Raw genomic sequence first — 15,256 nt, 5'->3', positions numbered from 1 at the left:
CGCACGTTAAATGGAGGAACTTTAACACGTACAAACATGGAAGAAATAGAAGTAGTTTACACCGCGACAGCCCGGAATACGGGCGGCCGTAAAGGGCATGTCAAAACCGATGATGGTCAGTTGGATTTCGCTGTGGCGATGCCAAAGGAAATCGGAGGAGCTGGCGGGCAGACGAATCCGGAGCAGCTTTTTGCCGCTGGTTATGCGGCCTGTTTTGGGGGTGCTTTAGGCGCTGTGGCGAAGGGTGTTTCCTTATCCGATGCTGAGGTGGCCGTGAAGGCCCACTTAGGTAAAACAGCCGGTGGAGGTTTCGGCTTGGCGGTAGACATCGAGGTAAAAATTCCTCAGGCGGGTTCGCTAGAAGAGGCGCAGAAGCTGGTAGATGCTGCCCATGAGGTATGTCCTTATTCGAAGGCCACACGCGGAAATATCGCTGTAAACGTGAAGGCGATCGCTTGATTGACCCGTTTAAGTATAAAAAGCAAAAGCCCCTAGTCCTTGCTAGGGGCTTTTGCCGTTTGTAGCCCTGCTGTTGATGAAATGATCGTTTGCCTTCGTTTTGATGATCGTTTGCTTTCGTTTGCTTTCTTTTTAGGCAAAAATGCTTTCGTTTGCTTTCTTTTTGAAGATCCAAACTATAGTGTATAAGCCAATCTAAATCCTGCCATAATTGCTCGCAAGTTTACCTGGTCGGGGACTACGTGCGTTGTTGATCCTCCCGGGACAACTCTTTTGTACATGATGTAGTCAAAATCTGCAAAGCGATATGAAAAGGTAATTCCTAAATCAAAACTCTTTGATACCGAAATATTTGTCAATAGACCGCTCTCAAGGTATAGACTGTTTGATCTTTGTCTATCTCTATAATGAATAAAAGTTATTCCTTCCCATTCAACGCTCTCTAAATTGTAAAATGGAAATATTAATTGAGAAAATCTTATTTTTTGAAATGGGCGAAATTCAACTGATTTATCAGGTAAAATAAACCTGTAAGCTATTAAATAAGTTAAGTTTTTTACCTTATAATTTTCATGAAAATTAACTTCTTTAATGTAATAGATATCAATTTAAAAACCAAATTTTACTCTCAGGTTTCTTGGTTCTTGTTTTTATCTAACCTTCTTCCTCTCGGGAAGCAAGCTCTCTTCGCGTCTTTCTCTTCTCGAATTCCTACTTGGCACCTTGTACATGGCATTTGGTGCGTTACAGTGAATGGTTGATAAAGTGTATCCGTTCGACGAAACACCGATAAAAGTCCAACATTGAAGACATAAAAACAATATCCACAAGGGGTATAGGTGGCTCTACCATGCACCAGTGGATCGGATGGTTTTGTTTGACTACCGGAAAGGCAACGATCGGTTTGGTTCCAGCGAAATGGTACCCCGTTTTACGGTTTATGAAGTAAATACTAACAAAGAACCCACTAGTAATTAAGCAGAAATCCTATTTTCCTTCAATTCTAGATATACCACCTAAACACATTGTAAGAGTCCTGCTTAAGTTGAAATCCAAGTCCAAAGAGTGTAAATATTGAATTTAGTAGAAGTTAGTGAAACTAAATTTAAAGATTGTTTAAAATGTTAAATGAAAATAAAAACTTAAATTAATATTATATTAATTTACAGTAAGAAATCCAGTGGGGTTGGTTTTTAGTCCTATAAAAATTTACATTTTATTTAGGGATAATTTCGATAAAAGAACCATTGGAAAATCCAGTATAAACGCCATTTGGTATATTAACCTTAATATCTGATTTATAAATCATAAAAACGGGGTATTGAAAATATAAAATTTCGTTTATCATAAAGTCTACGTTGATCTTATCATTTGACTTAATAATAAATATATAATCTGATATTTCACTAGATTGATTTTTAGTTAGAAACTCCTTGAGTTCATAATAACATGTAGAGCATCCCATTTCAAGTATATGTACTGAAATAGGATCTTCATATTTGTAGGAATAAAAACTGAAATTGGTATTTATTGAAATTAATTTACCTTTACTAATCTCAATATTCCGACGCGAATTGGTGTCACAAGAAATTAAACTATAAAGGCAAATCAAAAATAATAATCTTTTCTTCATTATAACTCTTAATATCAACTCCATAGATTTTGTAACTACTTTCTTCAATTTCAAATTTTAATAAAGTATGATCCAATTTAAAAACTTTGACAGGGACTCCGTTAAAATCAAAAACAAATAAAAACTCACCAGAGTTAGCTTTATCAGGATTCTCCTCCCTTGAATACCCTGAAAATAAACCATAAATGTACTCTTCGCCGAAAATAACATCAATATATGAAAACCTACCCTTTTCATTCTGAATAAAAATTGGATTATTATTTTGCATTCCCTCAGTAAAAATAGGATCATAAAATTTGGGACCCCTTATAGTTCTTGTAAGATTTTTCGTTGTCAAATCATATATCTCAATTTGATCTGTAAGTCTCGATGTAGAAATAAACAAATTTGCAGACTTACCTACATCCATATAACTGAAATAGGCTTGATTTAAAATAAAGGAATTATTACTTGCCGGATGTTTTAATACATTTCCAAAACTTTCGATAATTTCACCTTTTAAATTTATGACACTAAATCTTTGATTTGAATCTAGGTTTTGAGAAATAACCAAAGAATCTTCAAATGGAATGATTCCTTGAAAAAGTTTATTCATTTTAAACTCACTAAGTATTCCAGAATTTAAAGTGAAAACTGAATTTTTCATACCATCATAGATTAAGAATCCATTTTGAAATGAATTTACTTTAATCTTATTAAAATTCATTACTGACATAGCCTCATTTGGGCCAAATCCTTTTTTTAGAAATGACGTAATAAATATACCATCTTTCGTAAATATTTGAATCAAATCCTCTTCTGAATTTGTAGCTACATATAATGTATCATTCGATAAATTAATAGACCTTGGACGAACTAATGTATTATTTAATTCTAATACTTGTCCTTTAATTGGAGTAACTTCAATATCGACGATATTTTTATAGTCATTGTATGATTCAGTAATTTCGAAACGAAATTTCTCCTGTTTTGAATTACAGCATTGAAAAAATATAACTACAAAAAACAGTAATGTGTTTTCAAATAAGTTATTAAATTTCATGTGAAAATTATATAATAGTTATAAACAAAAATTTTAACTTTTTGTGACAACTGGTTTAATAATAATAAATGGCACACTAATTTTCTTTACAATAGATTTTAGTGTGCCTCTTAACCTAAGAAAGTCATTTTATTTAATTACACAGAAAAGCGGGAATATTATTAATAAATACATCCCTGCAAGTGGTCAATTTATTTTAGGTTCAAATATAAAAACCTTTATAAGGCCATACAAGGACCTGAATTTAAATAGTATCTATCCATGTCAATATACTTACCGTCTTTTATGCAATGAGATTCTTCCTCCGGACAGCAAGTAAAACCTGCCTGAGGTTGAGAGTCATTGGTCATAGGCGATATAAATCCAAAACTTACTGTAATTGCAAGCAAAAGTCCCGTTAAAATTTTTAAATGATTTTTCATGATTCAAATTTTGGTTTTAATAAAATATTAAGTTTACATCATTCTTTCCTACTTACAATGTTCTTTTAAATAGCCATGCATGGACCTGAACCTTTCTTGAAATAAGTGTTATCAATGGGAGTAGTTTCTCCACCAATTAAAACGTAACACCTTGATTCCTCTTCTGGGCAACAAGTTCCCGATTCAGTTTGGGCTATCAAGCCAAATCCTTGAATGAACAGTAGAACCAAAGCCAAAACACCAGCGATTTTCGGAAACTTAGAATTTCTTAAATTGTTTTTCATAAAATATTTAGTTTTTAGTGAAATGGTTACATTTAGTTAAATGATTTTATAATATCATACAGTATCTCAATACGCGAATGGTTGTTTGATGATTTAAATGGAGTATAAATGATTTTAACGGATAGCTAAAACATCCAGAGAAGAAATTTCTGTAGCTGATTGACACTTTACGTGCAGAGGGTTTTCAGTTTCAATAGGCGATTTCTGCCGCTGAATTCGATTGACACTCTAGCAGATGCTTCACCCCAAAATGCGATTTTTATCAGGTTTCCGGAGAATTCTGCTCCTTGGGTTCTGATTTCAACGTATATTGATCCTTTTCTTTAATAGTTTTGGTTTCATAGTGGCTCGAAAAGCACTAAGTGGAAAACGATGGCTTAAAACCCGTCATACAAGGATACTCGATACGTGCACTTCAAAAGCCTGTTGAATTAATTCTTGCAAGAACTTAGCTTTATAGACGTCACTCGGACGCTGCTCTGGGAAGAATATCGACAGAGCATCTCCGACTTATATAGGTATTCACAGTTTTCCATCACTTGTATCCGTAATTCGACCTAAGTCAAGCCTTCCCTCAGGATTGAACATGTCTCGATAGAAAAACTTTACATCCACTTAGCGGGAAAAACTATTTCCTGCAGTCTCCGGGAATCAGTTGAACTGGTTCATTATTTTTAATCGCGTACAAGGCATCCACCACAAGGAGCTATTCAAACTCCTGCCTTCCGACAGGGCCAAATAGCAAAAGAAAAGTTAAATCCAATATGTTTTCGTCGAACGGATACTTATATTCGACAAATTGAAAAAACTATTGAGAATCTGAATAATAAGATTAAATATTTTGAAAACAAGTAAATCAATTACTTTACACCATTCTCTAAAAGTTCAACCCTTTCAATATTGGTAGGTTTCATATCTCAACTATTTTTCCAACCCCATTTGCACTGGAGGCTACGCCGCGGCGGACAAGTTATTGAGAATTTTGCCCCCATTCGGGGTCTTCATTCTCAATGAATTCATAGTTTATTGGATTCTTGAAACCAAATCAAATTCCTGACCTCAAGAGGGGTCAAACCTTTCAGTAGCCATGGGTGCAACCCGTGGGAAAAATGGTAACGGCTATCCAATATTAACGACCCTGACAGGGTCGAACTAATTTTGATAGCTTCTTAATTTGGATTAATAAATAAACCCGATACCTTTGAAATTTTACATGAGGGGAAAGTCCCTTTCGGGTCATCAGCCCGGACCTGTTAAGTCCAAAAGCTTTCACCTAAACCAAACTTCATCCTTGCTCGGTATCTGAATTGGCCTTTCTTCCAAAATGAAATTATCAGCTTGCCCGGGACTGTTTAAAATGGCTGCCTTCATAAGATTGGGTTTATTCAATCACCTTTAAATCCTTAAAAAATCCTTCAGTTCCTATATCCACCCAAAGCCCGATTGAACCTGATGAAGTTGATCCCAACATTTCCTGAACGATAAAGGCTGGGGATTTTTGATCATTGAGAAATAACTTGGCTGATTTGTCCTTAAATTCTATTCGGACAGTAATCCACTCGTCCAATCCGATATCTGCATAGGTTTCATATTCCCCTTTGGATTCAGCTCTTAGCCGGTCAAATTTAAAGTCAGGATAAGCATAGTATTGCACGGTATGGTTTCTTCGAAACTGATCGTCAGCTCTTCCATTTGTAGGACGTATATAGATAGACTCATAGGCAGCATTATCCTCATCAATCCTATAGGCAAGTCCGATAAATCCACGTGAAAAGGGAGGAGCAGTCGGTAACAACCGACTCAAAACTTTTACTTCCACGGTGCCATTTTCCAGATTCACACCTTTCAATTTGAGAAAGGTAGGCTCATCTACAGTCTCACCCATTCTTTCGAAATCAAAAGGTAAGGATTCCAAATCCCTTTCCACTCTGAGCACTTCTTCCCCATTTAACCGGACGATTGAGGTCTTCACATGGGAAATTTCAAATTCCTTTCCTTCAAAATGGGTGGTTTGGGCTTGTCCTCCAAAAGTCATGGATAACAAGCCCAAAAGACCCCAAATGGATTTTTTAATTTGTTTCATTCTAACGGTAAATTTGTTCCTTTCAAAATAATTTCTCCTGACTGGTATTGTGGGAGCAAAGTTATGGGATACATACACTGTACACCAATGACCTAGTTTAAGAAAAAATATTGATCTGGTTTAAGATTATCCCTCTCCTTTTGCCAATCGACCTCGGATCCTGCTTAAAAATTCGGGAGTAATGCCAAGGTAAGAAGCAATTTGAATTTGGGGGATTCTATTGATCAGGTGTGGGTAAGTTTGTAAAAATAATTCATAACGCTCTTCTGCGGTCGAACTGAACAATTGCGCGATCCTTTCCTGTTGCTGCATAAAATGATTCTCCAGGAGCACTCGGAAAATCCTGTCGAACTTAGGGGCTTTGACATATAAATCCAAAAGGTCAGTATGGGTAATTCTTAGAACCCTGGTTTCCTCCAATGCCTCTATGTTTAATTTCGAAGGGATTCTTTTATGAAAACTACTCAAATCCAACATCCAGTAATTTTCTGTTGCAAATTGAAGAATATGATATACTCCTTTTTGATCAACCTTGAATAAGCGGAGAGAGCCTTTCACCACAAAATCAAAGTGATCACAGATTTCTCCATGTTGGAGGGAGAACTGTTTTTTGAGGAAAAGATGTGGTTGGAACTTAGAATAGACCAGATCTTTCTCATGCTGGTTCAAAGGAATCATTTTCTCAAAATAATCGAGCAAAGTTTGATATACGTCTGTTTTTTGAAGGTGATTCATCCTTAAAGTTAAAAGAAGCTAGCAGTTTTTCAAATAAAAAAGGGGCTGGATTTTCTAGAAATGATTTACTGAAAACATGCCACCTTCTGAACTGATAAATGAAACTAAGTCCAAATTTTTAATTTTTACCCTGTTCAAACAATTATGTTTATGTCAAAGGTTTATACCATTTCAACGTTTTCAAACTGGGTCAAAATCAAAAGAACAGAGGTACATTTCTTTTTATTTTAAATCCCTCCATTCCTAAAATTAAGAGGGGAGTTCCCCATTTGCTTTTTAAAGAAATTATTAAAGTGGGTTACTTCTGTAAACCCTAAGGCATAAGCGATTTCACTGACGTTCCATTTGCTGTGTTTTAATAGGACTTTAGATTCTTGTAAAATTCTTTCTGAAATAATCTGAGTGGTAGTTTTACCAGTTGATTCCTTCACAGCTCGATTCAGGTGGTTCACATGAATATTGAGGTGCAGAGCAAAATCGGAGGCAGATCTGATTTGAAGTTTTGGATGGTTATCGTCTATTGGAAATTGACGCTCCAATAATTCGGTAAACATAGCAGAAATCCGGTAAGAGGCATTGATAGGTTGCTTGATAGTCAGAAGATTCGGTTCAAGCTTCATCCCAAAGTGAATAAGTTCCAAAATTTGACTACGAATACTGTCGTACTTATACTTATAATCTGACAAAAAATCGGTCTGCATTTTTGAAAATATGGCTTCAACTGCGCCTACTTGTACATCAGTCAATTCAAAAACATGATTTCCTGATGGTTGAAAAATTTCAAAAGCACCAATGTTTCCAAAGTTATGCACAAAATACTGATTGAAAATGCAATATTGACCTGTAAGCGGCTCATGATGTTCCCATTTATATGGGATTAAAGGATTCGAAAATGATAAGAATTGTTTTTTGACCTCAAAAACTTGGTCAGCAAAGAATACAGTTCCATTTCCTTTCAATAGCATAATTTTGTAAAAATCTCTCCTCCTGTAAGGAAGTGATTTTACTTTTCCTAATCCATAAGATTCTAATTCGAACATATTGAAGTGCCCAACATCGTTACGGATATTTTCAGGAAGCCAGCTAAATTTTCTTTTGTAAAACTCTTCTAAAGATTCAGGTGTACTCATGCCCTAATTTCGATTAGAGGGATAGTTCATTAAACTGTCACTAGGATCCTCTTCTGTTGCAAAAGCCTAACTCCCTCGGTCTATGGCCTCTTACGCTAGATCGCCGTGAACTAATTTTTGGGTGACTTTTTAAGGGGATCAATACACTATTGAATATTCTGGACAATACTCATTCCCGTTTCTGGTATATTATCCATCCCCCCCCTAAAAATAGATTTGGTTCTATAATCTGTTAGATTTGTAAGTTCATATTTTTTTTAGAAAAAAACAAATGAATGAGAGGATAAATCATCGATATGAATTTAAATTCGGAGTGTTAATTAAATTTTAAACCAAATTCGTTATTAGTAAATTCACAAACATAATGCTTGTAACATCAAAAATTTTCTAAATCCTTTTTGCATTAAGCCTGAATCCATGTGTAATGATTCAATCACATGTAGGTTCAGCCTTCAACCGTTTTTCTGTTTAATGCCCCGTCGTTTCTGTTTCAAAAAATCCTGACGCTACAGCGGTAAAGCGGACATTTTTAAAACCTAAGTCAAAAGCAATATCTATTGGGCATACCCTACTTAGCGGGTTTTAATAGAAAATCTTATAGCGGGGGTTGCTTCGATCCACTTTGGTAAAAGGTAAAAGCGATTGAGCCCTGATTGACTACTCTGCTTTTCCTTTGAAGAGCTTGAAGAGCAGTAGGCGGCTATCGATCGTCCCGTTATAGAATGGAATTTTTTTACTGGTCCGCAGCCCGATTTTTTTTCCTAAAGCTAAATTCCCCGTGAAAATAGCTCCCGTGTAACCCGTGCAGCGCTGCTTCATAAAATCTCCTAAAGCGGCATAGGTGGCTTCCAACTCTTCCTCTTCACCGAGTCGCTCCCCGTATTCGGGGTTGACCATCAGTACGCCATAGCCCGTCTCTGGCACGGTGGAGGCGCGGAAATCTACTTCTTCAAAGGTGATTAGATGCGCTACTCCTGCTGTCTCGGCATTTTCCTTTGCGAAGGCAATGGCTTGCGGATCATTATCGGAAGCATAGATGGCCACACCCGGATTATCTACGATTTGCTTTTCCAGGCTCTCAAAGATGCGGCGGTAAACGTCAGCATCATAGCCGAGAATATGCATAAAGCTGTAGTTTTCACGGTAAAGTCCCGGGAAGCGATTGCTCGCCAAAAGGGCAGCCTCTATGGCGAGGGTTCCCGAGCCACACATAGGATTCAAAAAGGGGGTGCGGCCATTCCATCCACTGGCCTGAATGCAGGCGGAGGCGAGGGCTTCTAACATCGGCGCCTTGCCGGGGATTTTGCGGTAGCCATGTTTGGCCAGCGTCTCCCCGGAGGTATTGATATACAGCACGGCCTGCTTGTCTTTCCAATACATCTGGAAGACAGCACCATCGAAGGAGGAACCTGAATCTGGGCGGCGGCCACTTTGATCGCGAAAGCGATCCACGATAGCATCTTTCACCCGCACATTCACGAAGAGTGGATTGTCCACACTGGGATTATCCACATGGGACTGCACGGAAAAATACGTGAACGGATCGATGTAATTTTCCCAAGGAATGCTTTTTACGCGACGGTAGATGTCATCGGCGTGGTGCAAGTAAAAGCGCTTGATTTCGAATAACACATGCGAGGCCGAACGCAGGCGGAGGTTCAACTTGATGCAGTCGTTTAAACTGCCCTTCAGTTTATGCGCCGTACGCCCTTCTTCCTCGATGGGGTAGCCGAGGGCCTTCAGCTCCTCCGCGACGGTATAGCCAAAACGATCCTTAAAGGTCACTACGATCTGCCCGATGCTATCAAAATCTATCATGCCACAAAGCTACGTCATTTCCCTCAATAGTCCAGCCTATTCCCTTCCTCTTGCTGTTCCAAGGCCCAATTTAGGCGGAGCTCGATCTACCTAAGCGCCCGCAGGCAGGCTTCTGCATGGGACGATCGGCATATAGGGCAGGGCTCGACTCCGCGTCCAAGTACTACTCCAGCACATCGGGTTCTCCGGGTCCCGGGATGATGACGGTTTCAGCTGAGAGGTAGGGACTGACCATAAAGACACCGAGCACCGTTCCCTCATGCCCTACAGGTCGGATATTCGTTACCGGGTTTTCGGGTGGTGGACTGAAAAGGCCCCCATCGTTAAAGAGTAAAGAGACGAGCTGATTAAAATAGTCGAAAATGGGCCGCTCAAAGCGAAACAGCTCCAGCCGCACCCGATCCTGGGGACGAAAGCGGAAATTCAATTCGAAGCCCCGGTTTAAGAGCTCTGTACCGAAGCTGTCATCAAAGAGTAAAATGTCCGAACGCCTGTTGAGCAGGGTATCGTTACGCACGATGCGGATGCGGTAGTTGTTTTCCTCCTCAAAAGGGATGGCACCGAAGACGCTGATGTAAAAACCCTCACGACGGAAGCCCTGCTGCGGCCGAAAATTGACAGCTAAGCTATCTAAAATGGGAGGCTCTAAGAGAACAGACTCACTCTCATAGCGTTTTTCCTGCCAGTCCACCTGTAGGCGATACCGATGCCCGATGCGGCCGGCTTCTTGATCCAAAGGAAGGAAGGCATTGGCCTCTTCCACATAAAAGAAGGAGATTTCTCTGTTGGCTGTCAAGTCTAAGATACGCACACGGGCATCGCTCAGCTGAGGAGCGGTGTCGGCATCGAAAAAGTCCTGCGAGCTGCTCACACTCACGCGGTTTAGGCGGGCATTATCGGTCCAAAACGCCTCGATCACGGGGATGGTTTCCGAAGGGCGTAAAGGTAATACCACTTCTTCCTGGCAGGAGCTCATACCCGTCAGCAGGGCAAGCCCCAAGCCGATCATAAGCAGGCGTAAACGCTTTTCTAGGGGAGGTCTTGTCAGCATCAGAATTCGAAATTATAGCTTAAAGCAGGTAAGAACGTAAACAAATAGGTCATCACGATGGCAGGGCGGCGCGTCTCGATCTCCTCCGGACTGCCAGCAAAGTTCAGGTCATCGTTGATGATTTCAGTAAATTGATAGGAGAAAGGGTTTCTGCGGCCATAGGCATTGTACATGCTGAAGTTCCAGCTACTCCGCCACTTTCTTCCCCGGTCGGGGACCTTATAGCTCAGCGAGAAATCCAGCCGGTGATAATCAGGGAAGCGATCTTCATTACGCAGGTCTGAAAACAGCGGGACGCGCTGATTGTCTACGATGTAGGCACCTATGGGGAAGGTAACCGCCTGCCCGGTGGTATAGATGAAATTGACATTTCCCGACCAGCGCTCATTAAAGGTGTGGTTCAGCACGAGGGCCAAATCATGCGGCCGATCAAAGCGCGGATTAAAGCGCTGCCCCAAGCTGATGCCGTCGATCACGCGCCAGGTGCGGGAGTAGGTATAGCTGAGCCAGCCATTGGTCTTGCCCACATTTTTGCGCAGCAAGAACTCCACTCCGTAGGCATACCCGTTTCCAGTCAGAATTTCTGTTTCGATGGCGTCGTTAAAAAGCACATTAGCACCCTGCCGTAGATCGATAATATTCCTAAAATCCTTATAAAATCCTTCTACGGATAGCTCCCATTTGTTGTCGGCTAGGTTTTGGAACACTCCAGCGGCGATCTGATCAGCCCGCACGGGTTCGATATAGGGCCCTGCCGGCACCCAGCGGTCGATGGGCAGCCCCGCGGAGCTATTGGCAGCCACTTGCACATACTGAAAATTCCGGTTGTAGGCGATTTTTAAGGAGGTGCTTGGCCCCAAGAGATAGCGCATGCCCACGCGTGGCTCGAAGCCTTGATAGAATTTCATCAAGTCCAGGGCACCGAACTGCAGGGTATCGATCGGTGGCAGCTCCGGGTTCGGTAGGTCATTTTCGTAAAGAAACTGCACCCCGGGGCCCACACGGCCATAGAGGGACCAGCGCAAGCCTCCTTCCACGGAAAAGCGCTCTGTCAACTCTCGGCTCCCTTGCAGGAAAAAGTTCTGCTGGATGCCTAGGTTTGGATTGGTCTCGATCGGTTCGATAATTGCGCCTGGCGCGGGGCGCAAATCTATGGGAGCAAAATTATAGTATTGCGTATGAAAGCCCCAGTCGAGCTGGCTGCGGCTGTCAGGTAGATAGGTCCAGGCAGCGCGCAGGCCGGTTTCTCCCAATCGGTTCGTCCAGTCGAAACCGATGTCCGGGTCCGTAAAGGCGACTTCATAATCGTAGTAAGACTGATAGGCATTTAGCTCAAAAAAGAAATCGCTTCGGATGCTGCGTGTCCACTTGGCGCTGAGCAGCTGATTTTGCCAGCCCAGGCGAAACTGCTCATTAAAACCGAGTAGGTCACGACCGCCATAAGCGGAAACGGTCAGCTTGTCCCTATCTCCTAGACGGAAAGTTAGCTTGCCACTCAGGTCGTAGAAGTACAACTGATTATTACGTACATTCGGGTCGTTTGCGAAACGCAAAAAGACATCGGCATAGGTCCTTCTGGCCGACACGATAAAGCTGCTGTTTTCCCCGAAAAGGGGGCCGTCCACGGTAAGCTTGGAGCTAATGATGCCCAGACCGCCTTCACCTTGAATACGCTCGAAGTTACCTTCTTTCAGGCCAATATCGATCACGGAACTGGCCCTCCCTCCGAAGGTAGCGGGAATATTTCCTTTAAAGAAGTCGATTTGATCTAAGGCATCGGGGTTAAAGACCGAAAAAAAGCCGAAAAAGTGGGAGGGATTGTAGACCGGCGCGCCGTCGAGCTGCAGCAGGTTTTGGTCGGCAGACCCCCCTCGCACAAAGAGCCCCGTCGTCCCCTCGCCGGCATTGGTGACACCGGGCAAGAGCTGCAGGCTACGCAGCACGTCTACCTCACCGAAAAGGGCAGGGATGTTTTTAATGGTACTGATGGGCACTTGGGATCTGCCGATGTCCATGCTGCGGACATTGGTGTCAGGCGCACGTCCGCTGATGACGACTTCTTCCAGTGCCACCTCATCACTCCCGAGTTCGAGGATTAAGTTGGCCGCCTCCTCGCTACTGCTGACGCGCCAGTTCAGGGTTTCGAATCCGATAAAGGAGACCTGTATCGTCACAGGGAGCGTGGATACATCAAGTTGGAAGCGACCCTCAAGATCGGTCACCACACCGGATCCCGTGCGACCGACTACCAGGACATTTGCTCCAGGGAGTGTCTCCTTTGTTTGCGCATCGCGCACTACCCCTTTTAGTTCCACCTTTTCCTGCGCTCGCAGTTCCGCTGACTGACTGAAGAAAAGCACAAACCCCAGCAGCCAAAAACAATTTTTCATACTTTCATAAACGTAATTAAGGAGTGCCCTGTTATTAAGGACATAGGGCTAGTAAATGGGGCTTCTTTAAAATTTAAATGCTATATGTGGACTATTTTAAGTGATTTAAATAGGTATCTTTTACTTTTTAATTGTGTTCCTTCATTTAAAGAGAAAATTGCAAAATTAAATTTTGTGTACTTTCTTGCGCATTTTCTGTTAAGGGCCGTTAAAGCTGTAAAAGATGCAGGGAAATCCTGTTCACTTTCTTATATTCGTGGGTGATTGCCTTGCTTTTCTTTTTGCGCCCCGGCGCAAAATTCCTCCGAGCAGCACCTCTCGTTTCTCAGGACAAGGGAGCAAGGAGCATTAATGCATGAAATTATGATTTGGGCATATCCGGATAAAGGCCTGATATTAGGCATGGTGGTGGTTTTTCTACTGCTTTATAATATTTATTTGTTTCGATTTTACCGCATCAATAAGAAGCTGCGGGTGAAGAAGACGCGCCTGGCGTATAAGTTGGTGCTGCGCTCTCTGTATGTGATCCTTTTTTTAATTGCCTTGGCAGGGCCGAGCATCGGAAGTGCACTGAAGGAGATAAAAGAAGAGGGGCGCGATATTTTTATTGCAGTAGACCTTTCGCGCTCGATGAATGCCACAGACATTGCACCAAGCCGACTGCAGCGAGTCAAATTTGAGTTGAAAAACCTGGTGCGAACCTTTTCAGGTGACCGCCTGGGGCTGATTATCTTTAGCTCGGAGGCATTTCTTCAGTGTCCGCTAACCTTCGACCAGAATGTGTTGCAGCTGCATATCGATGGATTAAATACGGATTTAGTACCGAATCAGGGCACAGACATTGCGGCGCCCCTCTCCATGGCTTTGGATCGCTTTCGGCAGGATGCGGATGTGGTACCAAACACGGCCAAAACCATTATTTTAATTTCGGATGGTGAGGATTGGGGGGAAAACCTGCCGCCCGTCATCGATCAGCTCCGGGAGGCGGGGATTTCCGTTTTCTCTTTAGGGGTGGGGACCGAGGCGGGAAGTACGATTCCAGAAAAGGGGAGTGTGCTGCTGGACCGCAACACCCGACAGCCTGCCCTTACGGTTTTGGATGCGGATAATTTAAAAATGATCGCCAATCAAACGGAAGGGCAGTATTTTGAGTTAAGTGACGTGGTGCAAGAGGTGCCGCTACTCATTCAGGAGGTGCAGCGCCTAGAGGGTGCAGTAATTGGCAGCCGCACGGTGGAAGCTTCGGCCAACAAATACTTCTATTTTCTACTTGCCGGCTTAGCGCTGGCTTTTATTGATATGATTTACCCTGTAAAGACGATCGCCCTATGAGCTATACGAGTGTGGGTCTTTGCCTCACGTTTCTTTTGTTACTGCTGCCCAACTCTCTCAAGCGGATAGGAGAGCAGAATACCTTGATCCAAGAAAGTAAGGAGGCCTTTGCCGAAGGCAATATGGAGCTGGCTGTGGCAAAACAAAAAACGCTTATCGACCTTTTGGAAGGGGATGAGCGGCAGTCGCTGGTGCGTCTCAACTTGGCGCTTAGCTATCAGCGCCTGGAGGAAAAAGAAGAGGCGCTGCGCCTGTTTAATCAGCTGCTTTCCGAGGCTAATGTAGAGGTGGCCAGTATCGCCGCGAATCAGTTGGGCCTGATGCAGGCTGCTGAAAATGAGTTTGAGGAGGCGCTAGGAAGCTTTCGCTATGCTTTGATAAAAAATCACGAGAATGAAACAGCACGTTATAATTATGAGCTGTTAAAGCGCTGGATGGAAGAAAATCCACCTTCAGACGATCAGCAGGACGATGAAAACCAGGAGGAAGATGGCGAGGGTGACGATCAGGACCAAGACCAGCAGGGTGATGGCGATGAGCAAGACCAGGATGAAAAAAGTGGCGAAGGAGAGGAGCAGACCAATGAAGATGAGGGAGGAGATCCGGAGCAGATGGAAGACGAGCGTGGGGAGAAAACGGAGGAAGAGCGCGAGTCCGAAGAGGCCTCTGACCGTGAAAGCGACTTGAGTGATCGCGAAAAGCGGCAGGAGCAGCTAAAAGAACGTTTAGAACAGATGAATTTAACGCCCGAGCAGGCGGCCCAGATTTTGGAGGCCATGAATGCTGCCGAGCAGCGCTTTATTCAGCAGAACAGGAAAAAGCCCACGCAGCGTCCGGACAGCAAGCGACCGGACTGGTAAGCAGAGGCTGTGTTTAG

Annotated in this window: 12 protein-coding genes; 3 read left to right on the top strand and 9 right to left on the bottom strand. The window is 42.6% G+C overall.

The genetic code is table 11. From position 1 onward, the window contains the following. Positions 1-36: 36 nt before the first annotated feature. Complete coding sequence (locus tag ACXIT9_RS01470) at positions 37-459, top strand: organic hydroperoxide resistance protein (protein ID WP_458054469.1); 423 nt, start codon at positions 37-39, stop codon at positions 457-459. Between the two features lie 1,595 nt (positions 460-2,054). Here ACXIT9_RS01470 and ACXIT9_RS01465 read toward each other — a convergent pair. From ACXIT9_RS01465 to ACXIT9_RS01425, 9 genes are all read right to left on the bottom strand, one after another. Then, positions 2,055-3,134, bottom strand: coding sequence for a BF3164 family lipoprotein (locus tag ACXIT9_RS01465; RefSeq protein WP_458054468.1), 1,080 nt, complete (start codon positions 3,132-3,134; stop codon positions 2,055-2,057). A gap of 218 nt (positions 3,135-3,352) precedes the next feature. Beyond that, positions 3,353-3,556, bottom strand: coding sequence for a hypothetical protein (locus tag ACXIT9_RS01460; protein WP_458054467.1), 204 nt, complete (start codon positions 3,554-3,556; stop codon positions 3,353-3,355). A 65-nt stretch (positions 3,557-3,621) separates the two neighbouring features. Beyond that, positions 3,622-3,840, bottom strand: coding sequence for a hypothetical protein (locus ACXIT9_RS01455; protein ID WP_458054466.1), 219 nt, complete (start codon positions 3,838-3,840; stop codon positions 3,622-3,624). Between the two features lie 1,381 nt (positions 3,841-5,221). Further along, complete coding sequence (locus ACXIT9_RS01450; RefSeq protein ID WP_458054465.1) at positions 5,222-5,923, bottom strand: hypothetical protein; 702 nt, start codon at positions 5,921-5,923, stop codon at positions 5,222-5,224. Between the two features lie 126 nt (positions 5,924-6,049). After that, on the bottom strand, positions 6,050-6,658 hold the full coding sequence (locus ACXIT9_RS01445) for a Crp/Fnr family transcriptional regulator (protein WP_458054464.1): 609 nt from the start codon (positions 6,656-6,658) through the stop codon (positions 6,050-6,052). A gap of 227 nt (positions 6,659-6,885) precedes the next feature. Next, on the bottom strand, positions 6,886-7,788 hold the full coding sequence (locus ACXIT9_RS01440; RefSeq protein WP_458054463.1) for a helix-turn-helix domain-containing protein: 903 nt from the start codon (positions 7,786-7,788) through the stop codon (positions 6,886-6,888). A gap of 657 nt (positions 7,789-8,445) precedes the next feature. Next, complete coding sequence (locus ACXIT9_RS01435) at positions 8,446-9,606, bottom strand: THUMP domain-containing class I SAM-dependent RNA methyltransferase (RefSeq protein WP_458054462.1); 1,161 nt, start codon at positions 9,604-9,606, stop codon at positions 8,446-8,448. A gap of 163 nt (positions 9,607-9,769) precedes the next feature. Next, complete coding sequence (locus ACXIT9_RS01430) at positions 9,770-10,657, bottom strand: DUF4249 family protein (RefSeq protein ID WP_458054461.1); 888 nt, start codon at positions 10,655-10,657, stop codon at positions 9,770-9,772. Beyond that, positions 10,657-13,047, bottom strand: coding sequence for a TonB-dependent receptor (locus tag ACXIT9_RS01425; RefSeq protein WP_458054460.1), 2,391 nt, complete (start codon positions 13,045-13,047; stop codon positions 10,657-10,659). Before ACXIT9_RS01425 ends, ACXIT9_RS01430 begins: the two co-directional genes overlap by 1 nt. A gap of 363 nt (positions 13,048-13,410) precedes the next feature. Between ACXIT9_RS01425 and ACXIT9_RS01420 the strand changes: the two genes are divergently transcribed. Both ACXIT9_RS01420 and ACXIT9_RS01415 read left to right on the top strand, forming a co-directional pair. Next, positions 13,411-14,379, top strand: a complete 969-nt coding sequence (locus ACXIT9_RS01420; protein WP_458054459.1) for a vWA domain-containing protein — start codon at positions 13,411-13,413, stop codon at positions 14,377-14,379. Next, on the top strand, positions 14,376-15,239 hold the full coding sequence (locus ACXIT9_RS01415; protein ID WP_458054458.1) for a hypothetical protein: 864 nt from the start codon (positions 14,376-14,378) through the stop codon (positions 15,237-15,239). Before ACXIT9_RS01420 ends, ACXIT9_RS01415 begins: the two co-directional genes overlap by 4 nt. Positions 15,240-15,256: the final 17 nt, after the last annotated feature.

Source organism: Nitritalea sp., assembly GCF_054166705.1.
This window is presented reverse-complemented; position numbering and strand designations above follow the sequence as displayed.